This window comes from Streptomyces niger (assembly GCF_000718305.1).
Taxonomy (GTDB): domain Bacteria; phylum Actinomycetota; class Actinomycetes; order Streptomycetales; family Streptomycetaceae; genus Streptomyces; species Streptomyces niger.
Genome location: NZ_JOFQ01000011.1, coordinates 462,878 through 479,932, shown reverse-complemented (window position 1 = coordinate 479,932; position 17,055 = coordinate 462,878). Strand labels below are relative to the sequence as shown.

At 73.6% G+C, this 17,055-nt stretch carries 10 protein-coding genes; 3 read left to right on the top strand and 7 right to left on the bottom strand.

The annotated features are described in order from the left end of the window. Together IF20_RS23030 and IF20_RS23025 are read right to left on the bottom strand one after the other, a co-directional pair. Window positions 1–495 (bottom strand): ATP-binding cassette domain-containing protein (locus IF20_RS23030; protein WP_199896710.1); only part of this gene is annotated, 495 nt, incomplete at its 3' end. A 16-nt stretch (window positions 496–511) separates the two neighbouring features. Then, window positions 512–1,423 carry an ABC transporter permease gene (locus IF20_RS23025; RefSeq protein WP_052867138.1) on the bottom strand — a complete coding sequence of 304 codons (912 nt, stop codon included), beginning with the start codon at window positions 1,421–1,423 and terminating at the stop codon, window positions 512–514. A 146-nt stretch (window positions 1,424–1,569) separates the two neighbouring features. Here IF20_RS23025 and IF20_RS23020 point away from each other — a divergent pair, with 146 nt between their 5' ends. Next, window positions 1,570–2,205 carry a TetR/AcrR family transcriptional regulator gene (locus IF20_RS23020; RefSeq protein WP_052867137.1) on the top strand — a complete coding sequence of 212 codons (636 nt, stop codon included), beginning with the start codon at window positions 1,570–1,572 and terminating at the stop codon, window positions 2,203–2,205. Window positions 2,206–2,298: 93 nt separating this feature from the next. Here IF20_RS23020 and IF20_RS23015 read toward each other — a convergent pair whose 3' ends face one another. From IF20_RS23015 to IF20_RS23000, 4 genes are all read right to left on the bottom strand, one after another. Next, window positions 2,299–4,653 (bottom strand): bifunctional glycosyltransferase/CDP-glycerol:glycerophosphate glycerophosphotransferase, encoded by a 2,355-nt coding sequence (locus tag IF20_RS23015; RefSeq protein ID WP_110944438.1) that lies wholly within the window; start codon window positions 4,651–4,653, stop codon window positions 2,299–2,301. A 135-nt stretch (window positions 4,654–4,788) separates the two neighbouring features. Beyond that, window positions 4,789–5,781, bottom strand: coding sequence for a UDP-glucose 4-epimerase GalE (gene galE / locus IF20_RS23010; RefSeq protein ID WP_052867136.1), 993 nt, complete (start codon window positions 5,779–5,781; stop codon window positions 4,789–4,791). 34 nt (window positions 5,782–5,815) lie between these two features. Next, the gene (locus tag IF20_RS23005; protein WP_052867135.1) at window positions 5,816–8,635 is read right to left on the bottom strand and encodes a stealth conserved region 3 domain-containing protein; all 2,820 of its coding nucleotides are present in this window, start codon (window positions 8,633–8,635) and stop codon (window positions 5,816–5,818) included. Then, window positions 8,632–9,654, bottom strand: a complete 1,023-nt coding sequence (locus IF20_RS23000) for a hypothetical protein (RefSeq protein WP_052867134.1) — start codon at window positions 9,652–9,654, stop codon at window positions 8,632–8,634. The genes IF20_RS23005 and IF20_RS23000 overlap by 4 nt, the downstream gene beginning before the upstream one ends. Before the next feature lie 249 nt (window positions 9,655–9,903). Between IF20_RS23000 and IF20_RS22995 the strand changes: the two genes are divergently transcribed. Then, window positions 9,904–11,730: a stealth family protein gene (locus tag IF20_RS22995; protein ID WP_110944437.1), complete on the top strand. Its 1,827-nt coding sequence runs from the start codon at window positions 9,904–9,906 to the stop codon at window positions 11,728–11,730. Window positions 11,731–11,754: 24 nt separating this feature from the next. Then, window positions 11,755–13,353 carry a glycosyltransferase family 39 protein gene (locus IF20_RS22990; protein ID WP_052867133.1) on the top strand — a complete coding sequence of 533 codons (1,599 nt, stop codon included), beginning with the start codon at window positions 11,755–11,757 and terminating at the stop codon, window positions 13,351–13,353. A gap of 25 nt (window positions 13,354–13,378) precedes the next feature. Here the strand turns inward: IF20_RS22990 and IF20_RS22985 are convergent, their stop codons facing one another. Continuing rightward, a complete protein-coding gene (locus IF20_RS22985; RefSeq protein WP_052867132.1) occupies window positions 13,379–16,948 on the bottom strand; it encodes a bifunctional glycosyltransferase/CDP-glycerol:glycerophosphate glycerophosphotransferase in 3,570 nt (1,189 codons plus the stop codon). Between the last annotated feature and the right edge of the window lie 107 nt (window positions 16,949–17,055).

Here is a 17,055-nt window from a genome sequence, read left to right as displayed (position 1 = left end):
CGGCAGGCTGATGAAGTCGCCCTTCTCGTTGATCCCGGAGAAGTCGACGATCTGCTGATAGCGCTCGCGCACCTGGTCCCGCGACATGCCCATGGCCAGCCCGCCCAGGATGACGTTGCGCTCGCCGGTCAGGTCGTTCATCAGCGCCGCGTTCACCCCCAGCAGCGAGGGCTGGCCGTGGGTGTAGACGTGCCCGCGCTCGGCCGGCAGCAGCCCCGCCACCGCCTTGAGCAGGGTGGACTTGCCCGAGCCGTTGGTGCCGATCAGGCCGATGGACTCGCCCCGGTAGGCGGTGAAGGTCACGCCCTTGACCGCGTGCACCTCGCGGACGCCGGTCGACGGCTTGCGCCGGATGATGCGGTTCAGCGCCGCGGTGGCACTGCCCCGGCCCGCGCCGGTGCCGTAGACCCGGTACACGATGTGCAGGTCGTCGGCGATGACGGTGGGAACGCGCTCCTCACCTGCCGCCGCGGCCTCGACCGTCGGCTGCTCCAGTTCGGTGCTCTGCTGCTCAGCCACGGCCGTACCGCTCCTCCGCCTTCCAGAAGTACACGAAACCCACGACCCCCATCACGACCGCCCAGCCCAGCGCCAGCGGCCATACGTGCGGCGGCAGCTGGTCGGAGTGGAAGGAGTCGATGAGCGAGAAGCGCATCAGGTCGATGTAGACCGCGGCCGGGTTCACGTCCAGCAGGAAGTGGACGAAGCCGGGGATGTTCTTGCCCGCGGTCACCGCGCTGATGCTGTACATGACGCCGGAGGCGTACATCCAGGTGCGCAGGATGAACGGCATCAGCTGCGCGAGGTCCGGGGTCTTGCTGCCCAGCCGCGCCATGATCATGGCCAGTCCGGTGTTGAAGACGAATTGCAGGCACAGCGCCGGGATCGCCAGCAGCCACGACCAGCCCGGCGCGATCCCGAACGCCAGCACGATGACGACCAGCACGCCCATGGAGAACAGCAGCTGCTTGAGCTGCATCAGGCAGAACGAGATCGGCAGGCAGGCGCGCGGGAAGTGCAGCGCGCGGACCAGGCCGAGGTTGCCGGAGATGGCCCGGGTCCCCGCCAGCACCGAGCTCTGCGTGAAGGTGAAGATGAAGACGCCGGTGACCAGGAACGGGATGTAGTCGTCCACATGCCGGTTCGTCCCCAGCAGCAGGCCGAAGATCAGGTAGTAGACCAGCGCGTTCAGCAGCGGCGTCACGACCTGCCACAGCTGGCCGAGCTTGGCCTGGCTGTACTGGGCGGTCAGCTTGGCGCTGGAGAACGCCGAGATGAAGTGGCGCCGTGCCCAGAGCTGACGGACGTACGAGGGGAGCGAGGGGCGGCGGCCGCTGACGGAGAGGCCGTACCGCTCGGCGAGGGCGCGTGGGTCGGGGTCCGCCGGGGCGGCGGGGACCGGACGCGTGAGGGTCTGAGACATCAGTCCGCTTTCGTGCGTGGACGCGGGCGCAACGAAGGCTGGTGGCACCGCGAGGCTGAGGAACTCACGACGAGACGGCTCCGTATCGTCGCAACCTGAGAGTAGGGGGCCAGTACGTCGAAACGCAACCGTTGCGTCGCGTCGCTATGCTTCCTTGCATGTCCAATGAAGCAGCGTTGTCGAAAACGGCGCGCCGCGCCCCGGCCGGCGCCGCCGTGCTGCGCGAGGAGAAGACCGCCGCCATCAGGGCAGCGGTCTTCGCGGAGCTGGCGGCCGTCGGGTTCGGCCGGATGTCGATCGAGGGCATCGCGCGCCGCGCCGGGGTCGGCAAGACGGCCGTGTACCGCCGCTGGCGCTCCAAGCTGCACCTGGTCCTGGACGTGGTCACCGCGCTGGCCGCCGAGGGCATGCCGGTGCCCGACACCGGCACGCTGCGCGGTGACGTACGGATGCTGCTGGAGGTGGCGTCGCGGGCGCTGCGCCATCCGATGGCGGCGCAGATCATCCCGGACCTGCTGGCGGAGGCGGCGCGCAGTCCGGAGATCGCCGAGGCGCTGCGGACGGCGCTGCATGACTCCCAGGAGTCGATGACGCGGGCGATGGTGGGGCGGGCCGTGGAGCGCGGCGAGCTGCCGGAGGGCTGCGATGTACGTCTCGCCCTTGATCTGATCACCGGGCCGCTGTACTGGCGGGTGGTGGTCCTTCGGGGGGACCTGCCCAAGGGGTACCTGGACGAGCTGGCGGCGGCGGTGGCGACGGCGCTCGGTGCGCGTGGCGCGTAGCGCCGTTTCGGCAGGGGCGCGGTTTTCGACTGCGGGCCGGCCGTGGCTGAGCGCGCAGTTCCCCGCGCCCCTTGCGGGGCGCGGGACTGCCCGTCAACCAGCCAGGCCCATGTCGGACGGGGTGGCCTCGGCGCCCGGGTTGTCGGTGACGACCGTGCCGGTCTGCACCGGCAGCGTGGCCAGGCCCGCGCCGGTCGCCGCCGCCTCGCGCGGGGTCGGCGCGACCGTGCGCTCGTCGAGCGGCAGGACGGCCGGCGTCGCCTCCTGGTCCAGGAAGACCCGGCGGACCACGCGCTCGGCCGCGTGTCCGTCGTCCCACTGGCAGAAGCGGGCGCGGAACGCGGCGCGGCGGGCCGCGGCCTCCTCGCCGTCCCAGCTGCCGTCCTGGAAGGCGGCGATCAGCTCGCCTTCGTTGGTGGCCACGATGCCCGGCGTGTCGCCCGGCTCGCCGGAGAGCAGGTCGAAGGTGACGCCGCGGGACTTCACGTACACGTCCCAGTCGTCCGCGTAGGTGATGATCGGCCGGTCGAGGTTGGCGTAGTCGAACATGATCGACGAGTAGTCCGTGATCAGCGCGTCGGCGGCCAGGCACAGCTCCTCGACCGACGGGTGGCGCGAGACGTCGATCAGCGCGCCCTGCTCCTGGAGCTCGGCCAGCCGGTCGTTCTCGCCGTAGAAGTAGTGGGTGCGCACCAGCAGCACCACGTCCGGGCCCAGTTCGCGGGTGACGCGCTCCAGGTCCATCCGCGGCACGTACCCGTTCTGGTAGTCGCGGACGGTCGGCGCGTACAGGACGGCGGTGCGGCCCGGGGCGATGCCGAGGCGCGCGCGGATGTCCAGGACGTCCTGGGCGGTCGCCCGGTAGTACACGTCGTTGCGCGGGTAGCCGGTGTCCAGCGACTGGAAGGAGCAGGGGTAGACCCGCTCCCACTGCTCGGTGGTGTGCTGGTTCGAGGAGACGCTGAAGTCCCAGCGGTCGGCGCGCTGCAGCAGCTTGCGCATCGACATGCCCTTGGCGGCGGCCGGGTACTGCTGCTGGTCGATGCCCATCCGCTTGAGCGGGGTGCCGTGGTGGGTCTGGAGGTGGATCTGCCCGGGGCGCTTCACGACCGCGTCGGCGAAGTTGACGTTGTTGACGAGGTACGTGGCGCGGGCCATCACCTCCCAGTAGCGCGGGGAGTTGACCACCACGTGGTCGATGCCCGCGGGGAGGCTCTCCACCATGTCCTGCTTGACCACCCATACGCCGTGGATGTGCGGCGCCAGCTCCTTGGCCTTCTCGTAGATCGCGAGCGGGTTGCAGGCGGGCGTGCGGTTCCAGTACGCGGCGTAGACGGCGAGGTGCGGGTCCAGCGGGCGGTGCAGCTGGAGCTGGTAGAAGCGCGCGTACGCCTGCTTGCCGAGGGAGTGCTTGGCCTTCTTCAGGCGGCCCGCGGCCTTCTTGCGGCCCCTGGCGGCCAGCTTCAGCGCGGCGTACGCGGTGTAGGAGCCGCGGGCGAGCGCGTCGTACTGGACGCCCATCACGCCCTTGGGACGGACGAAGTCGGCGGGCCGGTAGCGGCGGTAGTGCTGGGCCGCCAGCCGGAAGAACTCCGGGCGGGCGGCGGTGGGCACCCGGTCCGGGCGGGCCAGGATGAAGAGGTAGTGGTCGATCATGTGCTCGAAGAGGAAGGCGCGCCAGCGGTGCAGCGCCGGCCGCTCCTCGACGAACGCGAACAGCCGCTCGTACTGGGCGAAGGCGGCGAAGTGCGCCCGGCTGGGGGTGCGCAGCGCGTTGCCCTGGCGGCGCTGGCGGTAGTGCACGCAGACCTGGTCCAGCAGCGCGATGCGGTCGGCGCTGAACAGCGACTCGTAGACGACGACCGCGTCCTCGTAGAAGCCGTCGGGGAAGCTGAAGCCGCCGGCGAGGTAGAAGTCGCGCCGGTAGGCCTTGTTCCACACGACGGTGAACAGGCGCAGCAGGTCGGGCCGGTCGTCGATGGAGCCGACCTCGGGGCCGGGCGCGGACAGCACCTCGGCGTCGCGGTTGCGCTTGGCCTCGCCCCACCAGAAGGTGCGCGCGTAGTCGTAGACCAGGATGTCCGGGTCCTCGGTCTCCTTCAGCCGGCCGGCTATGGACTCCAGCGCGTCCGGCAGCAGCGTGTCGTCGCTGTCGAGGAAGAGGAGGTAGTCGCCGCGGGCCTGCGCCACGCCCTCGTTCCGGGCGTTGCCGATGCCCTTGTTCTCGGGCAGGTGCAGCGGGACGACGCGCGGGTCACGGGCCGCGTACTCGTCCAGGATCGCCCCCGAGCCGTCGGGCGAGCGGTCGTCGACCGCGACGACCTCGAAGTCGCCGTACGTCTGGGCCAGCACCGAATCCAGGCAGGCGCGGAGGTAGCCCTGCACCTTGAAGACCGGCACGACGATGCTGAAGCGAGGCGATGCGGCGGAGCCACCTGGTGCGGGCATTGCGGAAACTACTCCTCGTATGGGACCGGGCACAGAAAGCGGAATCGCCCGTTATGCGGTTCCTTTTCGCTACCTGTGAGACGGAGGGGACGAGGAGTTGGTTGTGTGCTTGTTCGTTAAAAATACGACCAAGGTTCAGTCGCGCTTCGCCTCCGGGTGGCGCAGCAGCCAGCCCGCCCACGCCGAGGCGACCATGTCGCGCACGTCGTGCCGGGCCTTCCAGCCCAGCTCAGCGGCGATCCGGTCGGCGGCGGCGACCACCCGCGCCGGGTCACCGGGGCGCCGCGCCGTGACCTCGGCCGGGCGGTCCCGGTAGCCGGTGACCTCCGCGATCAGATCGACCATCTCGCGTACGGACACGCCCTCGCCGCGCCCGATGTTGACCGTCAGGTCGCGGACCGGGCCGCGCTCGGCGAGCTTGCGCGCCGCCGCCAGGTGCGCGTCGGCCAGGTCCTCGACGTGGATGTAGTCGCGGACGCAGGTGCCGTCGGGGGTGGCGTAGTCGTCGCCGAAGATGCGCGGCGCGGCCCCCTCGGTGAGCTTTTCGAAGACCATCGGGACGATGTTGAAGACGCCGGTGTCGGCCAGCTCCGGGGCCGCCGCGCCCGCCACGTTGAAGTAGCGCAGGCAGGCCGTGGAGATGCCGTGCGCCCGGCCCGCGGCCCGGGTCAGCCACTCGCCCGCGAGCTTGGTCTCGCCGTACGGGCTCATCGGCACGCACGGGGTGTCCTCGGTGACCAGCCCGTTGTCGGTGGAGGGCATGCCGTAGACCGCGGCCGAGGAGGAGAAGACGAAACGGCCGACGCCGCCCGCCGCCACCGCCTCCAGCAGCGTCTGGAGCCCGTGCACGTTCTCCCTGTAGTACAGCAGCGGCAGCTCCACCGACTCGCCGACCTGCTTCTTCGCCGCCAGGTGCACCACCCCGGCCACCTCGTGCTCCGCGATCGTGCGGTCCAGCAGTGCCCGGTCCAGCGTCGACCCGACGACGAGCGGCACGCCCTCGGGCACCCGCTCGGCCACCCCGGTGGACAGGTCGTCCAGCACCACCGTGCGCTCGCCCGCGCCCGTCATGGCGCGCACCACGTGCGCCCCGATGTATCCCGCACCACCAGTGATCAGCCAGGTCATGCTCGCTCCTTCTCCCTCGGGTCGGCCGTGCCGGTCAGCCGCGCTCGTACGGTGACGGTACGGGGAAGTACGCGCCCAGGAAGGCGCGCACCACCCGGTCCTGCTCCGCGGCCGGCACCTCGGCGTCGGCCGAGTCCCCGATGCAGAAGACGGAGTGGCTGCGGTTGGCCAGCAGGCGGCTGAGGACAGTGTGGTGGTCGTAGCGGCCGGCGTTCACGAAGGAGCAGGAAATGGTCGCGGGCGTCGACTTGCCGGTCAGATATCCGTAGTAGTGGTGCAGGGACGAGGCGATGGAGAGATCCGTACGGGACCGGAAGCGGCTCCCGGCGGTCGCCGCCACCTCCTTCGGGAAGCGGTCGGCGAGCTCCGCGAGGACGCTGCGCCGCAGCGGGTGCGGCGCGTGCAGGAAGCTGTGCGTGGCGACGCGGCCGAACTCCCGCTTCAGCAGGGCCCGGTTGTTCTTGGCGGCGGCGAAGTAGCCCTCGTCGTCCTCGGTGACCTCGCCGGGCGGCACGGCCGTGGGCGAGCGGAAGAAGCGCGCGGTGCCGTTGCTGTGGAAGAACGCGGAGGCGGCGAGCGGACGGCCGAGGAACACGTCGTCGTTGAAGTACAGGAACTGCTCGGACAGGCCCTCGATGCGGTGCAGCTGGCTCTCGATGGCGTGCGAGTTGAAGGTCGGCAGGCAGGAGGCGTCGGCGAACAGCTCGCGGTGGTCGACCACCTTCAGGCCGGGGTGCGCGGTGTCCAGCCAGTCGGGCACCTGGTCGTCGGTGACGAGGTGGACGGTGCGGACCCAGGGCGCGTACATCGCCAGCGAGCGCAGCGAGTGCCGCAGCTCGTCGCGGCTGCGGAAGCGGGCGTCGCCGCTGTCCACGTGGTCGGTGGGCAGGCCGGCCGCGCGCCGGGCCGCGTCCCGCCGCTCCCGCCAGGCCGGGTCGGCGTCGTCCACCCAGGTGTAGACGACGTCCACGGGGAAGTCGATGTCCCACACGAGGGTGTCGGCGAAGGGGGCGAGCGTGGGGTGGTCCCGGTCGGCGACCCGCCAGGTGGCGGTGGGCCGCAGGTCCGGCAGGCGCGGCCCGAGGAGGGTGGTGCCGCGCGGCGCCGCGCGCCAGCCGTCCTCGTCGAGCGCCCAGAACTCCACCGTGCAGCCGAACGCCGGGCCGTACCGCAGCGTGCGGCTCTCGCTGGTCACCGGCGCGAAGACGCGTACTCCGGCGATCTCGCCGGCCTCGCCCAGCCGCTCGGCGAGCAGCGCGCCCGGCGCGTGGCCGCGCGGCGAGACCAGTTCGCCGTAGACGGGCTCGCCGCGCAGCTCCTCGGCGAGTGCGGCCAGCGCCCGTTCCCGGTCCTCGACCGCGACCGCGACGCGGTGCGCGACCGCCTCGTCGCGCAGCAGGACGTAGTTGATGCCGTGGGTCCGCAGCGCGTCGGTGGCCAGTTCCAGGTTGCGGTCGGCGACCTGCGGCGCGGTGAGGTCGTCGCGCAGCTCGGCGAGCCGCCCGGCCGAGCGGACCAGCCGGCCGGATCGGTCCTGGGCCTTGAGCAGTACCTCGCGGGCCTTCTGCGCGTCGGTGGAGGGCGCGAGCGGGCCGCCGTGCGGGGCCGCGACGCTGAACGCCCGGCCGCCGCCCGCCGCGATGCGGAGCGCGGTGCGGTCGGCGCGGGCCGCGAGCCGGTCCGGCGCGTCCCGGCGGTCCACCAGCTTCTCGAAGAGCCGCTCCCACTCGCCGGTGACCAGTTCGCCGGAGAACCGCTCGTACACGCCGGCGCGCGCGGCGTTTCCGTACGCCTGCAGGCGCTCCTGATCCGCCATCAGTTCGCCGAGCGCGGCGGCCAGCGCGTCCACGTCGCCGGGCGGCACGAGGAGGCCGTCCACCCCGTGCCGGACGATCTCGGCGGGCCCGGTGACGATGTCGTACGCGACGACCGGTACCCCGGCCGCGAACACCTCCAGCAGCACCAGCGGGAAGGCCTCGTTGCGGGACGGCAGCAGGCACAGGCTCGCCTTCGCCCACTCCTCCGTCATGTCCCGCGTCCGGCCGAGGAGTTCGACCCGGTCGTGCAGCGCCAGCCCCTCGACCAGATGGCGCAGTCGGACCTCCTGCGGCCCGTCGCCGAAGATCCGCAGCCGCCAGTCCGGATGGTCCTCCGCGACCTGCGCGAAGGCCCGTACGGCGTGGTCCAGCTGCTTCTCCGGGGTCATCCGGGCGGCCACCACGATCGTGCGGCCCGCGAGGTCGGAGCGGGGGCGGTAGCCGTCGGGCACCGCGTTCGGGATCACGGGGAGCTCGGGCGCCGCCGGGCCGAGGGACTCGCGGAACCACTCGGCGGTCCGCTCGGTCAGCGACACCAGCGCGTCGATCCGGGGTGCGTACCGCAGCAGCGGCTCGCCGCTGACGCCGCGCAGCTGGGAGGCGCGGTGCTCCTGGTGCACGGTGACCACCCGGCCCTGCACCAGCTCGGCGGCGGCCGCCATCAGCGCGGGCGTGGTGGTGACCAGGACGTCGGTGTCCAGGGCGGCGAGCGCGGCGCTCAGCTCCACGTCGGAGAGGCGGTTGAAGGTGTGCTCCCAGGCGGGCTCGATCAGCTCGCTGGGCAGCGAGGTCAGGGTGCGGCAGGCGGCCTCGTCCAGGCCGCTGCGGCGCACCGGTCGCTCGTACGGCCCGGTCCGGTCGACCAGGTAGCGGCGGCGGATGTCCCGGCCGGTGGGGAAGAACGGCTCGTCGCGAGTGCGGAAGACGCTCAGCACCTCGACGTCGTGGCGCGGCGCGAGGTGGGCCGCCTGGGTGTACGCGGCCATTTCCGTGCCGCCCATCTCGTCGCCGAGGGTGAGCAGGAACGTGATCTTCATGGCCGGTCCTCCGAGGGCTGGTGGGCGCGGGCGGGCACCGCGTACGCGGCGCAGCTGACGGTGAGGTTCCCGGCCGCGGAGAGCTGGGCGTGCACCCGCAGCAGCCGGCCGTCCGCCAGCGCTATGGAGCGGTAGGGCGTCCGGAAGACCTGCTTCGGGTGGCGTACGTCGGTCAGCCGGCGGCCGACCTTGAGCCGGGTGCGCCCGGACCGCAGCCGGACCTCCCAGGTGTGCTGGACGTGGCCGTCGGCGGCCATCGCGGCGAGCGGGAGGTCGGCGGTGAGGTGCCCTGCCCGCTGCTCCAGCTCCATGGGCAGCACGGTGGAGCCCGAGCCCTGCCGGACCACCTCGGCGGTCCAGCCGGCGTGCCGGGGCAGCGGCCCGACCAGTCGGACCTGCACTGTGACGCGGTCCCAGCGCAGGCCGAGCGCGACCAGTTCGGCCTGCGGGACGGGGCGGGCGACCTTCAGCAGGGCACGGTTGTCGGCCGAGCGGACGGGGCGGAAGAGGGCGCCGCTGCCGGGGTCGGGGGAGTGCGGGAGCGTCGGCCCGGCCGCGGTGCGCGGCGGCGCCGCCCGCAGGTCGGCCAGGGTCTCCCGGCCGGTCGTGTCGGTCACGGCGAGGGAGAGCCGCCAGACGCCGGGGCCGAGGGCGAGGACGCCGGGCTCCGTAGGCTCTTCGTGGGGGGCGAAGCGGAGCGGGGCCGTCGCGGTGAGCAGCAGGGTGCCGTCAGGCTGCGGTTCGGGGGTCAGCGGCGCGGTCCGGCGGTGGCCGTGGTGGTCCAGATGGAGCAGTGCGGTGCCGATTCCGTGGGCGCGGCGGGGGTAGCGGACCGCGACGTTCAGGGTGCGGCCGCCCAGGACGGAGAGGTGGACGGGACGCAGGGCCGGGCGTGGGCGCAGCCGGGCGGCGAGCACCGGCACGGTGTCGACGCGCTCGACGCGGCGGCGGGCGCCGGCCGCCGCTCGGCGGGCCCGGCGCGCGGCTCTCACCGCCCGGGACAGCAGGACCTGGTGCATGGCGGCCGGCGCTCCCTTCGATGGGGCGCGGTCGGCGCCCTTCGGTCACATGGCGGGGCATCCTTCTCGTCCGCTGACGAGTCATCCCTTGAGGAACGTTCCCTATGAGGGGCGGGCGCCCACAGGGACCGGACGCACAGCGGATGTGTACCGGGACGTACGGCGTCATAGTTGCATCAAACGCCCATAGGGGTAAATGACCGGAGCGCAGGGAGTGACACAAAGGGGGAGACCGGAGTGAGTGCACAGATGGGACAGCGGACGGCCGAACCACGCCGCAGGCCCGTACGGCATCCGGGTGCCGGCCGCGCCGGCGGGACGGTGCGGCGCGTCAACCCGGAGGCGTCGACCCTGGTGTCGGTCTACCGCAAGGCCGTACCGGAGCACCTGCGGCGGGCCATCGCCACCCGCTCCACACCGGAGCTGCGCCGCCGCATCAAACAGCAGGTCAGCTGGTTGGCTACGGCCCGCCACCTGGAAGGACTGCGCACCCGGGGCGTGGCGCTCGCCCACCGCGCCCTCGCCGCGGGCCCCGGCCGGGCCGTCACCATGGTCGCCGGGCACCCGCGCATCGCTCTCGTGCAGCACGACCTCTCGCCCGCCCGGGCCCGCCGCGACAACCTCGTCACCGTCACCGAGACCCTGGAACGGGCCGGCGTCGACCACTTCTGCGTACGCGGCAAGGAACGCGGCCGGGGCGTGGTCGCGGTGGCCACGGAGGACGGCTCGCGCGCGCTCGCCGCGCTGGCCGCCCGCTGCCGCGAGCTGCCCGGCTACGTCTCCCTGCTGACGCCGGGGCGCGAGGTGCGGCACACCGTGCCCGGCTACGACTCCGGGGGCTGGCAGCGGGCGGGCCGGGCCGGGCTGTTCCGGGTCACCTGGTTCCGTACGGACCCCGGGCGCTCGCTCGTCCTGGACGAGGACTACGGCTGCGACGTGGAGTTCTGGCCGCGCGAGGAGGACCGGCTGGTCGCCCCGCGGCGGAACGCCGTCACCGAGTGGGTACCGGCCCAAGGGCCCCGGGTCCGGGTCCCCGCCGCGCTCTTCACCTGCCCGAACGGCTCCGGCGACCGCCGGTCCGAGCAGGTCGCCACCTACCGCGACTTCACCGTGCCGCTGCCCGGCGACATCACCTTCCCCGTCGACGTCGTCTACACCTGGGTGGACGGCGCCGACCCGGCGTGGCTGGAGCGCCGCGCCGCGTTCACCGGGCAGGCGTACCACGACGAGGCGGCCAACGCCGCGCGCTACGCCAACCGCGACGAGCTGCGCTATTCGCTGCGCTCACTGGACATGTACGCGCCCTGGGTGCGGGACGTCTACCTCGTCACCGACGACCAGGTGCCGGCCTGGCTGAACACCGCGCACCCGCGCGTGAAGGTCGTCAGCCACCGCGCGATATTCACCGACACGGGGAACCTGCCGACGTTCAACTCGCACGCCATCGAGAGCCAGCTGCACCACATAGACGGCCTCTCGGAGCACTTCCTCTACTTCAACGACGACGTCTTCCTCGGCCGGGAGGCCTCCCCGCACGACTACTTCCTGGCCAACGGGCTGACCAAGTACTTCCCCTCGCCCGCGCTGGTGCCGCTCGGCCCGCCCGGCGACGACGACGTGCCGGTGTCCGTCGCCGGCAAGAACAACCGCGCGCTCATCGAGGCCCGCTTCGGCACCACCCCGGTGCAGAAGATGAAGCACGTACCGCACGCCCTGCGGCGCAGCGTCCTCGCCGAGATGGAGCGGGAGTTCGGCGCCCAGCACCGGGCGACCGCCTCGCACCGCTTCCGCAGCATCGACGACATCTCCATCCCGTCCTCGCTGCACCACTACTACGCCTTCCACACCGGCCGGGCGCTGCCCGCCGACATCGCCTACTCCTACCTCGACCTCTCCCGGCCGAACGCCGCCGACCGGCTGGACCGGCTGCTCGCCCGCCGCGACCGGGACGTCTTCTGCCTCAACGACACCCAGTCGGAGGAGACCGACCTGGCCGACCAGCTCGCGCTGCTCCGGCCGTTCCTGGAGGCCTACTTCCCGCTGCCGAGCCCGTACGAGCTGCCCGAGCCGGAATGAGCGGACCCGAATGAGCGGACCCGAATGAGCGGGCCGAGCGTCGCGGACCCCGAGGAGGAACGGCCGCCGGCCCGGGCGCCGGGCCACGTCCCGGGGCCCGCGCACGCCGGCCCGCAGCGGCGACGCAGCGGCACGGCCGTCGCCGTGCTCGTCCCGTGCGCGGTGACGCTCGTGCTCGGGCTGTGGGGCCTGGACCGCTCCACGCTGTGGCGGGACGAGGCGGTCACCGCGCAGGTCGCAGGGCGCACGCTGCCGCAGCTGTGGGACCTGCTCGGCACCTCCGACGCGGTGCACGGCCTGTACTACGCCCTGATGCACGGTTACGGCGCCCTCGTGCACGGCCTCTTCGGCCTGCCGCTCCGCGACGGGCCCGTGCTGCGGCTGCCGTCCGTGCTCGGCGCCGCCGCGGCCGCCGGGCTCGTGGCGCTGCTCGGCAGCCGGCTCGCCGCACCCCGCGTGGGCCTGTGGGCCGGACTGCTCCTCGCGGCGCTGCCGTCGGTGAGCCACTACGCCCAGGAGGGCCGCTCCTACGCGCTCGTCGCGGCCGGCGCCGCGCTGGCCACGCTGCTGCTGACCACGGCGGTACGCAGCGGCCGAGCCCGGGACTGGGCGGGGTACGCGGCCGTCACGGCGACCACCGCGGTCCTGCACGAGTTCGCCGCACTGATCCTGGCCGCGCACGCGGTGACCCTGCTGATCTCGCGCGTACCGCGGGCCGTGTGGTGGCGGTGGGCGGCGGCCTGCTGCGCGGTGGCCGCCGCGCTCTCGCCGGTCGTGCTGGTCTCCCGGAGCCAGCGCGCGCAGATCGACTGGCTGGCCGCGCCCGGCGCCCGCGCGGCGGGACACGCGCTGAGCGCCCTCGCCGGCCCGTCCCCGGTCCTCATCACGGTGCTGCTCGCGCTGACCGCCCTGGCGGCGGTGCGGCCCCTGCCACGACGCGGCGGCCCTCTCGGCGCGGCAGCCGTGGCCGTCCCGTGGGCCGTGGTGCCGCCGCTCCTCCTCTTCGCGGCCGCCCAGCAGCTCCCGGTCCTCACCCACCGCTACCTCTTCTTCGCGGTACCCGGCCTGGCCCTGGCCGCGGCGGCGGGGGCCGAGAGCCTGGTCGACCGGGTCACCGTGCGGCGCGGCAGGCGCTTCCCGCCCCGCTGGGTCGCGGCGGCCGGTGCGGCCTGCGTGGCCGCGGCGTTCCTCGGGCAGCTGCCCGCGCAGCAGCGCGAGCGCCGCCCCGAGAGCCGGGCCGACAACCTGGCCGCGGTGGCCGCCCTCGTCCGCCGCGAGGCCCGCCCCGGCGACGGCGTCTTCTTCCTGCCCCGCTACGAACGCAGCGTGCTGTTCGCCCACCCGGAGTCCTTCCGGGGCCTCACCGACCTCACCCTGCGGGCGGGGCCCGACCGCTCGGGCACCCTCTACGGCCGGAACGCCCCGCTGCGCGAGATCCGTGCCCGACTGCTGCGCGCGGACCGGGTCTGGCTGGTGGTCGCGGACGGGGTGGACCGCACCCGGTGGTTCCGGCACAGCGCATGGCTGCGGGCGAACTGGCGCCTGCTGCACGAGGTGTGCGTCCAGCGCGCCTGGCTCGACGGGGACAGCGGCAACGTCGCGCTCTTCGTACGCCGGCGCTGAGGCCGGCACCCGCTCCCGGCCCCCCTCACCCCAGCAGCAGGTCCGCCGCGCGGGCCGCCGCGCCGCCGTCGTCCCGCGCGCAGTACGCCGTACGGAACCGCGCGTACGCGTCCGCATGGCGCCGTGCCACCCCGTCCAGGTCACGCAGCGCCGCCACCAGCTCCGCGGTGTCCGACAGCAGCGGTCCCGGCGCCTGGGCCTCGAAGTCGAAGGTGAAGCCGCGCACGGTGTCCCGGAAATGCGCCAGGTCCGGCGTCAGGAACAGCACCGGGCGCCCGGTGTTGGCGAAGTCCACCGCCAGCGAGGAGTAGTCCGTCACCAGCACGTCGGCGGCGCACAGCAGCTCCATCGCGTCGGGGAAGTCGCTGACGTCCCGGACGAAGCCGTCGGCCCGGCCCGGCACCCGGTCGGCCACCAGCGGATGGCTGCGCAGCAGCAGGACGTGATCGTCGCCGAGCGCGGCCGCGGCGTGCGCCAGGTCCAGCGGCAGGTGCAGCTGGTAGTGGTCCGCGTCGTACGCCTTGTCGTCGCGCTGCGTCGGCGCGTACAGCACCACCTTCTTGTCCGCGGGGATGCCGAGGCGCTCGCGCACCCGGCGGGCCGGCTCGGCGCGGTCGCCGGAGCCGCCGGGGACCAGCACGTCGGTACGCGGCAGCCCGGTCTCCCGGATCTCCCCTTCGTAGCCCAGCGCCCGCCCCAGCAGGGCCGTGCTGTGCGCGTTGGGGGAGAGCAGCACGCTCCACTGGTGGCCGCGGCGCGGCTGCGGCCACAGGTGCACCAGGTCGGCGCAGAGCGTGCCCGCCAGATCGGTGCCGATGCGCTTGACCGGCGTGCCGTGCCAGGTCTGCAGGACCTGCTGCCCGGCGCGCCGGACGAACCACTCCGGCAGGTGGGTGTTGGTGACGACGCGCCGGCTCCGGGCCAGCGCCTCGTGCCACTCCGCGCTGCCCAGCAGCACCGGGCGGGTACCGGCCGGGGCCTTCCCGTGGGCGTCGCGGACCACCCACAGGTGCTCGACGGCCGGTTCGCGGCGCGCCAGCTCCTCGTGCACCGCACGCGGCGAGTCGCCGCCGCAGCGCCCGTCGAAGCTGCTGAAGAGGACGGTGTCGCGCAGCGGCCGGGAGCGGCGCCGCGGGTAGTGCTCCTCGTGGAGCAGCCGCTGCCGGTACGGGCCGCGGTCCGCGTCCGGCACGGCCGGGCCCGCCTCCAGGAACACCCGGTCGTGGAAGCGGCGGTCCACGATGAGCGGCTTGGGCGCCGAGGGGCAGGCCGCCGGCAGCGCGGCGAAGAGCGTGGGGCACAGCCGTACGGGCAGGTCACCGGCGTCGGGCGGGCCGTCCTCCGGCCGGCCGGCGCCGGGCTCCGTCGGACGCAGGAAGAGGTACCAGCGGCCCTCGCGGAGCGGCAGCTCGCCGCCGCAGGACGGCACGGCGGCGGGCCGCAGCGCGGCGGTGAACCGCTCGCCGTCCCGGTCGGCCGCGAAGACCGCCTCGGTGGCGAACCGGCTGTGCCGCAGTACGACGCCGATCCGCGCGCTGCCGGCCGCGGCACCCGGCAGCACCCCGGCCACCTCCAGCGTCCCGTCCGGCCGCCACGCCAGCCGGTCGGCGAACGGCTCGGGGGCCCGGGTGTGCAGCACGAGGTTGCCGGCCGCGGTGGCGGTGACCACCAGCTCCCGGCCGCTGCCGTCGACCTGCCGCCCGGCCGGCTCGGTGGGGTCGGCGGCGATCCGGGCCGTCCTGCCGTCCCCGTAGACCAGGACGGGGTCCCAGGTGGCGCCGGTCTCCTCGCCGAGCCCTTCGGGCAGCTCGCCGGCGGCCGTGGCGGGCACGGTCAGCGCGGCCGGGTCGATCCGGAGGGTGAGACGGTGGCCGGTGCCCTCGGGCGTCACCTCGTCCCCGGTCAGCGGCCGCTCGACCGGCTCACCCGGTCCGCGGCGGGTCAGCCGCAGCGCGACCGGCGCATTCGCCGAGTCGTCCCGCACCGTCAGCTCGGCCGCGCCGTCGCCCGCGGCGCGCCGCCCCGTCAGCCGCCGTACGGTCCGCTCCACGGACAGGTGCAGCCGCCCGTCCTTGTACCAGGGCACCAGCCGCATCCCGTCGGCCACTTCGTGCGGCAGCGGGGCGGCGCCGGAGCCGGTGTCCAGGGCACGCAGCGCGGCCGGCCGCACCACCCCGGCCCCGGCCACCACGATGCCCGCCTTCCACTGCCCCGGCGTGAAGGCGCCGCCCTTGGCCAGCCGCTTGGGGTCCACCGTGATCTCGAACCCGGACCAGTCGTAACAGTGCTGCTCCTGGCGGGAGCGGTGGGTGGCGTCCGGCGCGGGCACGGACCGCACCGGCAGCACGACCCGGCGCTTGCCCGACATCAGCACCGCCGCCTTCAGGCAGCTCAGCCGCCCGGGAGCCGCGATGTTGCGGATGTACGCATAGCCGCGCAGCACCAGCTTGCCGTCCCGCCACACCGCCTCCCGCAACCGCGCCCGCACCGGCAGGTCCCGGGCGCCGAGCCGGGTGACGGCGGGCGGCAGCGGGATCGGCCGGCCACCGCCCACCGCGAGCACCGCGCGCTTGCGCAGCGGCGGGCCGGCCACGTGGAACCCGGCGGCGTTGCGCTGCTGGTACTCCAGCAGCCGCAGCAGATCATCGAGCCGGCCCTCCCGGATCAGCGCCCACTTCATGCGCTGCTCCACGGGGAGTTCGGCGTACAGCGTGGCGTCGATGCGGCTGAGGAAGTCCCGGGCGCCGGCCATGAAGACCCGGTGGTACTCCTCACCCGCCATGGGCAGCGCGTCGATGAAGTACTGCAGGTCGTCCACGAGGACGGAGCGGTCGTAGTCGCGCTTGTACCGGGACCAGCGGGTGCGCTCCGGATCGGCGAGGAACCGGCTGACCCCGTCCACGGCCGCGATCCGGTCCCGTACGCCCTTCACGTCGGTGCGGCGGCGGGTGATCGAGCCCTCGCGGATGCGCCAGTAGTAGACGTGCTCGTGGAGGACGTCGACGGCCTCGGCGAGGAAGTGCGCGGGGATGGTGAGCGGGGTGTCCTCGTACAGCACGCCCTCGGGGAAGGCCAGCCCGTGCCGGTCCCAGAAGGTGCGCCGGAAGACCTTGTTCCACGCCACCCGGTCGGCCAGCAGCGACAGGTCCCTGCTGATGTGGGTGCCCCGGACCGTACGGGTCATGGTCTTGTGCTGCCACGCCTGGCTGCGGCCCTCGGCGGTCAGCCGCCACACGTTGCCGGTCGCGAAGTCCGAGCCGGACTCCTCCAGCAGCGACACCAGCCCCTCATAGGCACGCGGCGGCAGCACGTCGTCGCTGTCCATGAAGGTGAGGTACGCGGTGCGCGGATCGGCGTGCCGGGCACCGGTGTTGCGGGCGTGCCCCAGCCCCCCGTTCGCCTGCCGCACCAACCGGAAGCGCGGGTCGCGCGCCGCGAACTCCCGGGCCAGTTCCGGCCCGGAGTCGGTGGAGCCGTCGTCGACCAGCACCACGTCCAGCTCCCGCAGCGTCTGGGCCGCCACGGACCGCAGACACTCGGGGAGGTACTCCTCGACGTTGTAGATCGGGACGACGACGGTCAGCCGGGGATCCATGGAGGAGACCACACCTTTGGCAGGGGACGCACGGGACACCAGTCCAACCCCCCTGCGGTCCCACCCGTCACATTTCCTGCGCTGTTGGAGTGACCGGCCCCGCCACA

Bases quoted from the DNA above. Each gene is read 5' to 3' on its own strand.
- IF20_RS23025 (WP_052867138.1), bottom strand. From the start codon at position 1,423: ATGTCTCAGACCCTCACGCGTCCGGTCCCCGCCGCCCCGGCGGACCCC.
- IF20_RS23020 (WP_052867137.1), top strand. From the start codon at position 1,570: ATGCTTCCTTGCATGTCCAATGAAGCAGCGTTGTCGAAAACGGCGCGC.
- IF20_RS23015 (WP_110944438.1), bottom strand. From the start codon at position 4,653: ATGCCCGCACCAGGTGGCTCCGCCGCATCGCCTCGCTTCAGCATCGTC.
- galE (WP_052867136.1), bottom strand. From the start codon at position 5,781: ATGACCTGGCTGATCACTGGTGGTGCGGGATACATCGGGGCGCACGTG.
- IF20_RS23005 (WP_052867135.1), bottom strand. From the start codon at position 8,635: ATGAAGATCACGTTCCTGCTCACCCTCGGCGACGAGATGGGCGGCACG.
- IF20_RS23000 (WP_052867134.1), bottom strand. From the start codon at position 9,654: ATGCACCAGGTCCTGCTGTCCCGGGCGGTGAGAGCCGCGCGCCGGGCC.
- IF20_RS22995 (WP_110944437.1), top strand. From the start codon at position 9,904: ATGGGACAGCGGACGGCCGAACCACGCCGCAGGCCCGTACGGCATCCG.
- IF20_RS22990 (WP_052867133.1), top strand. From the start codon at position 11,755: ATGAGCGGGCCGAGCGTCGCGGACCCCGAGGAGGAACGGCCGCCGGCC.
- IF20_RS22985 (WP_052867132.1), bottom strand. From the start codon at position 16,948: ATGGATCCCCGGCTGACCGTCGTCGTCCCGATCTACAACGTCGAGGAG.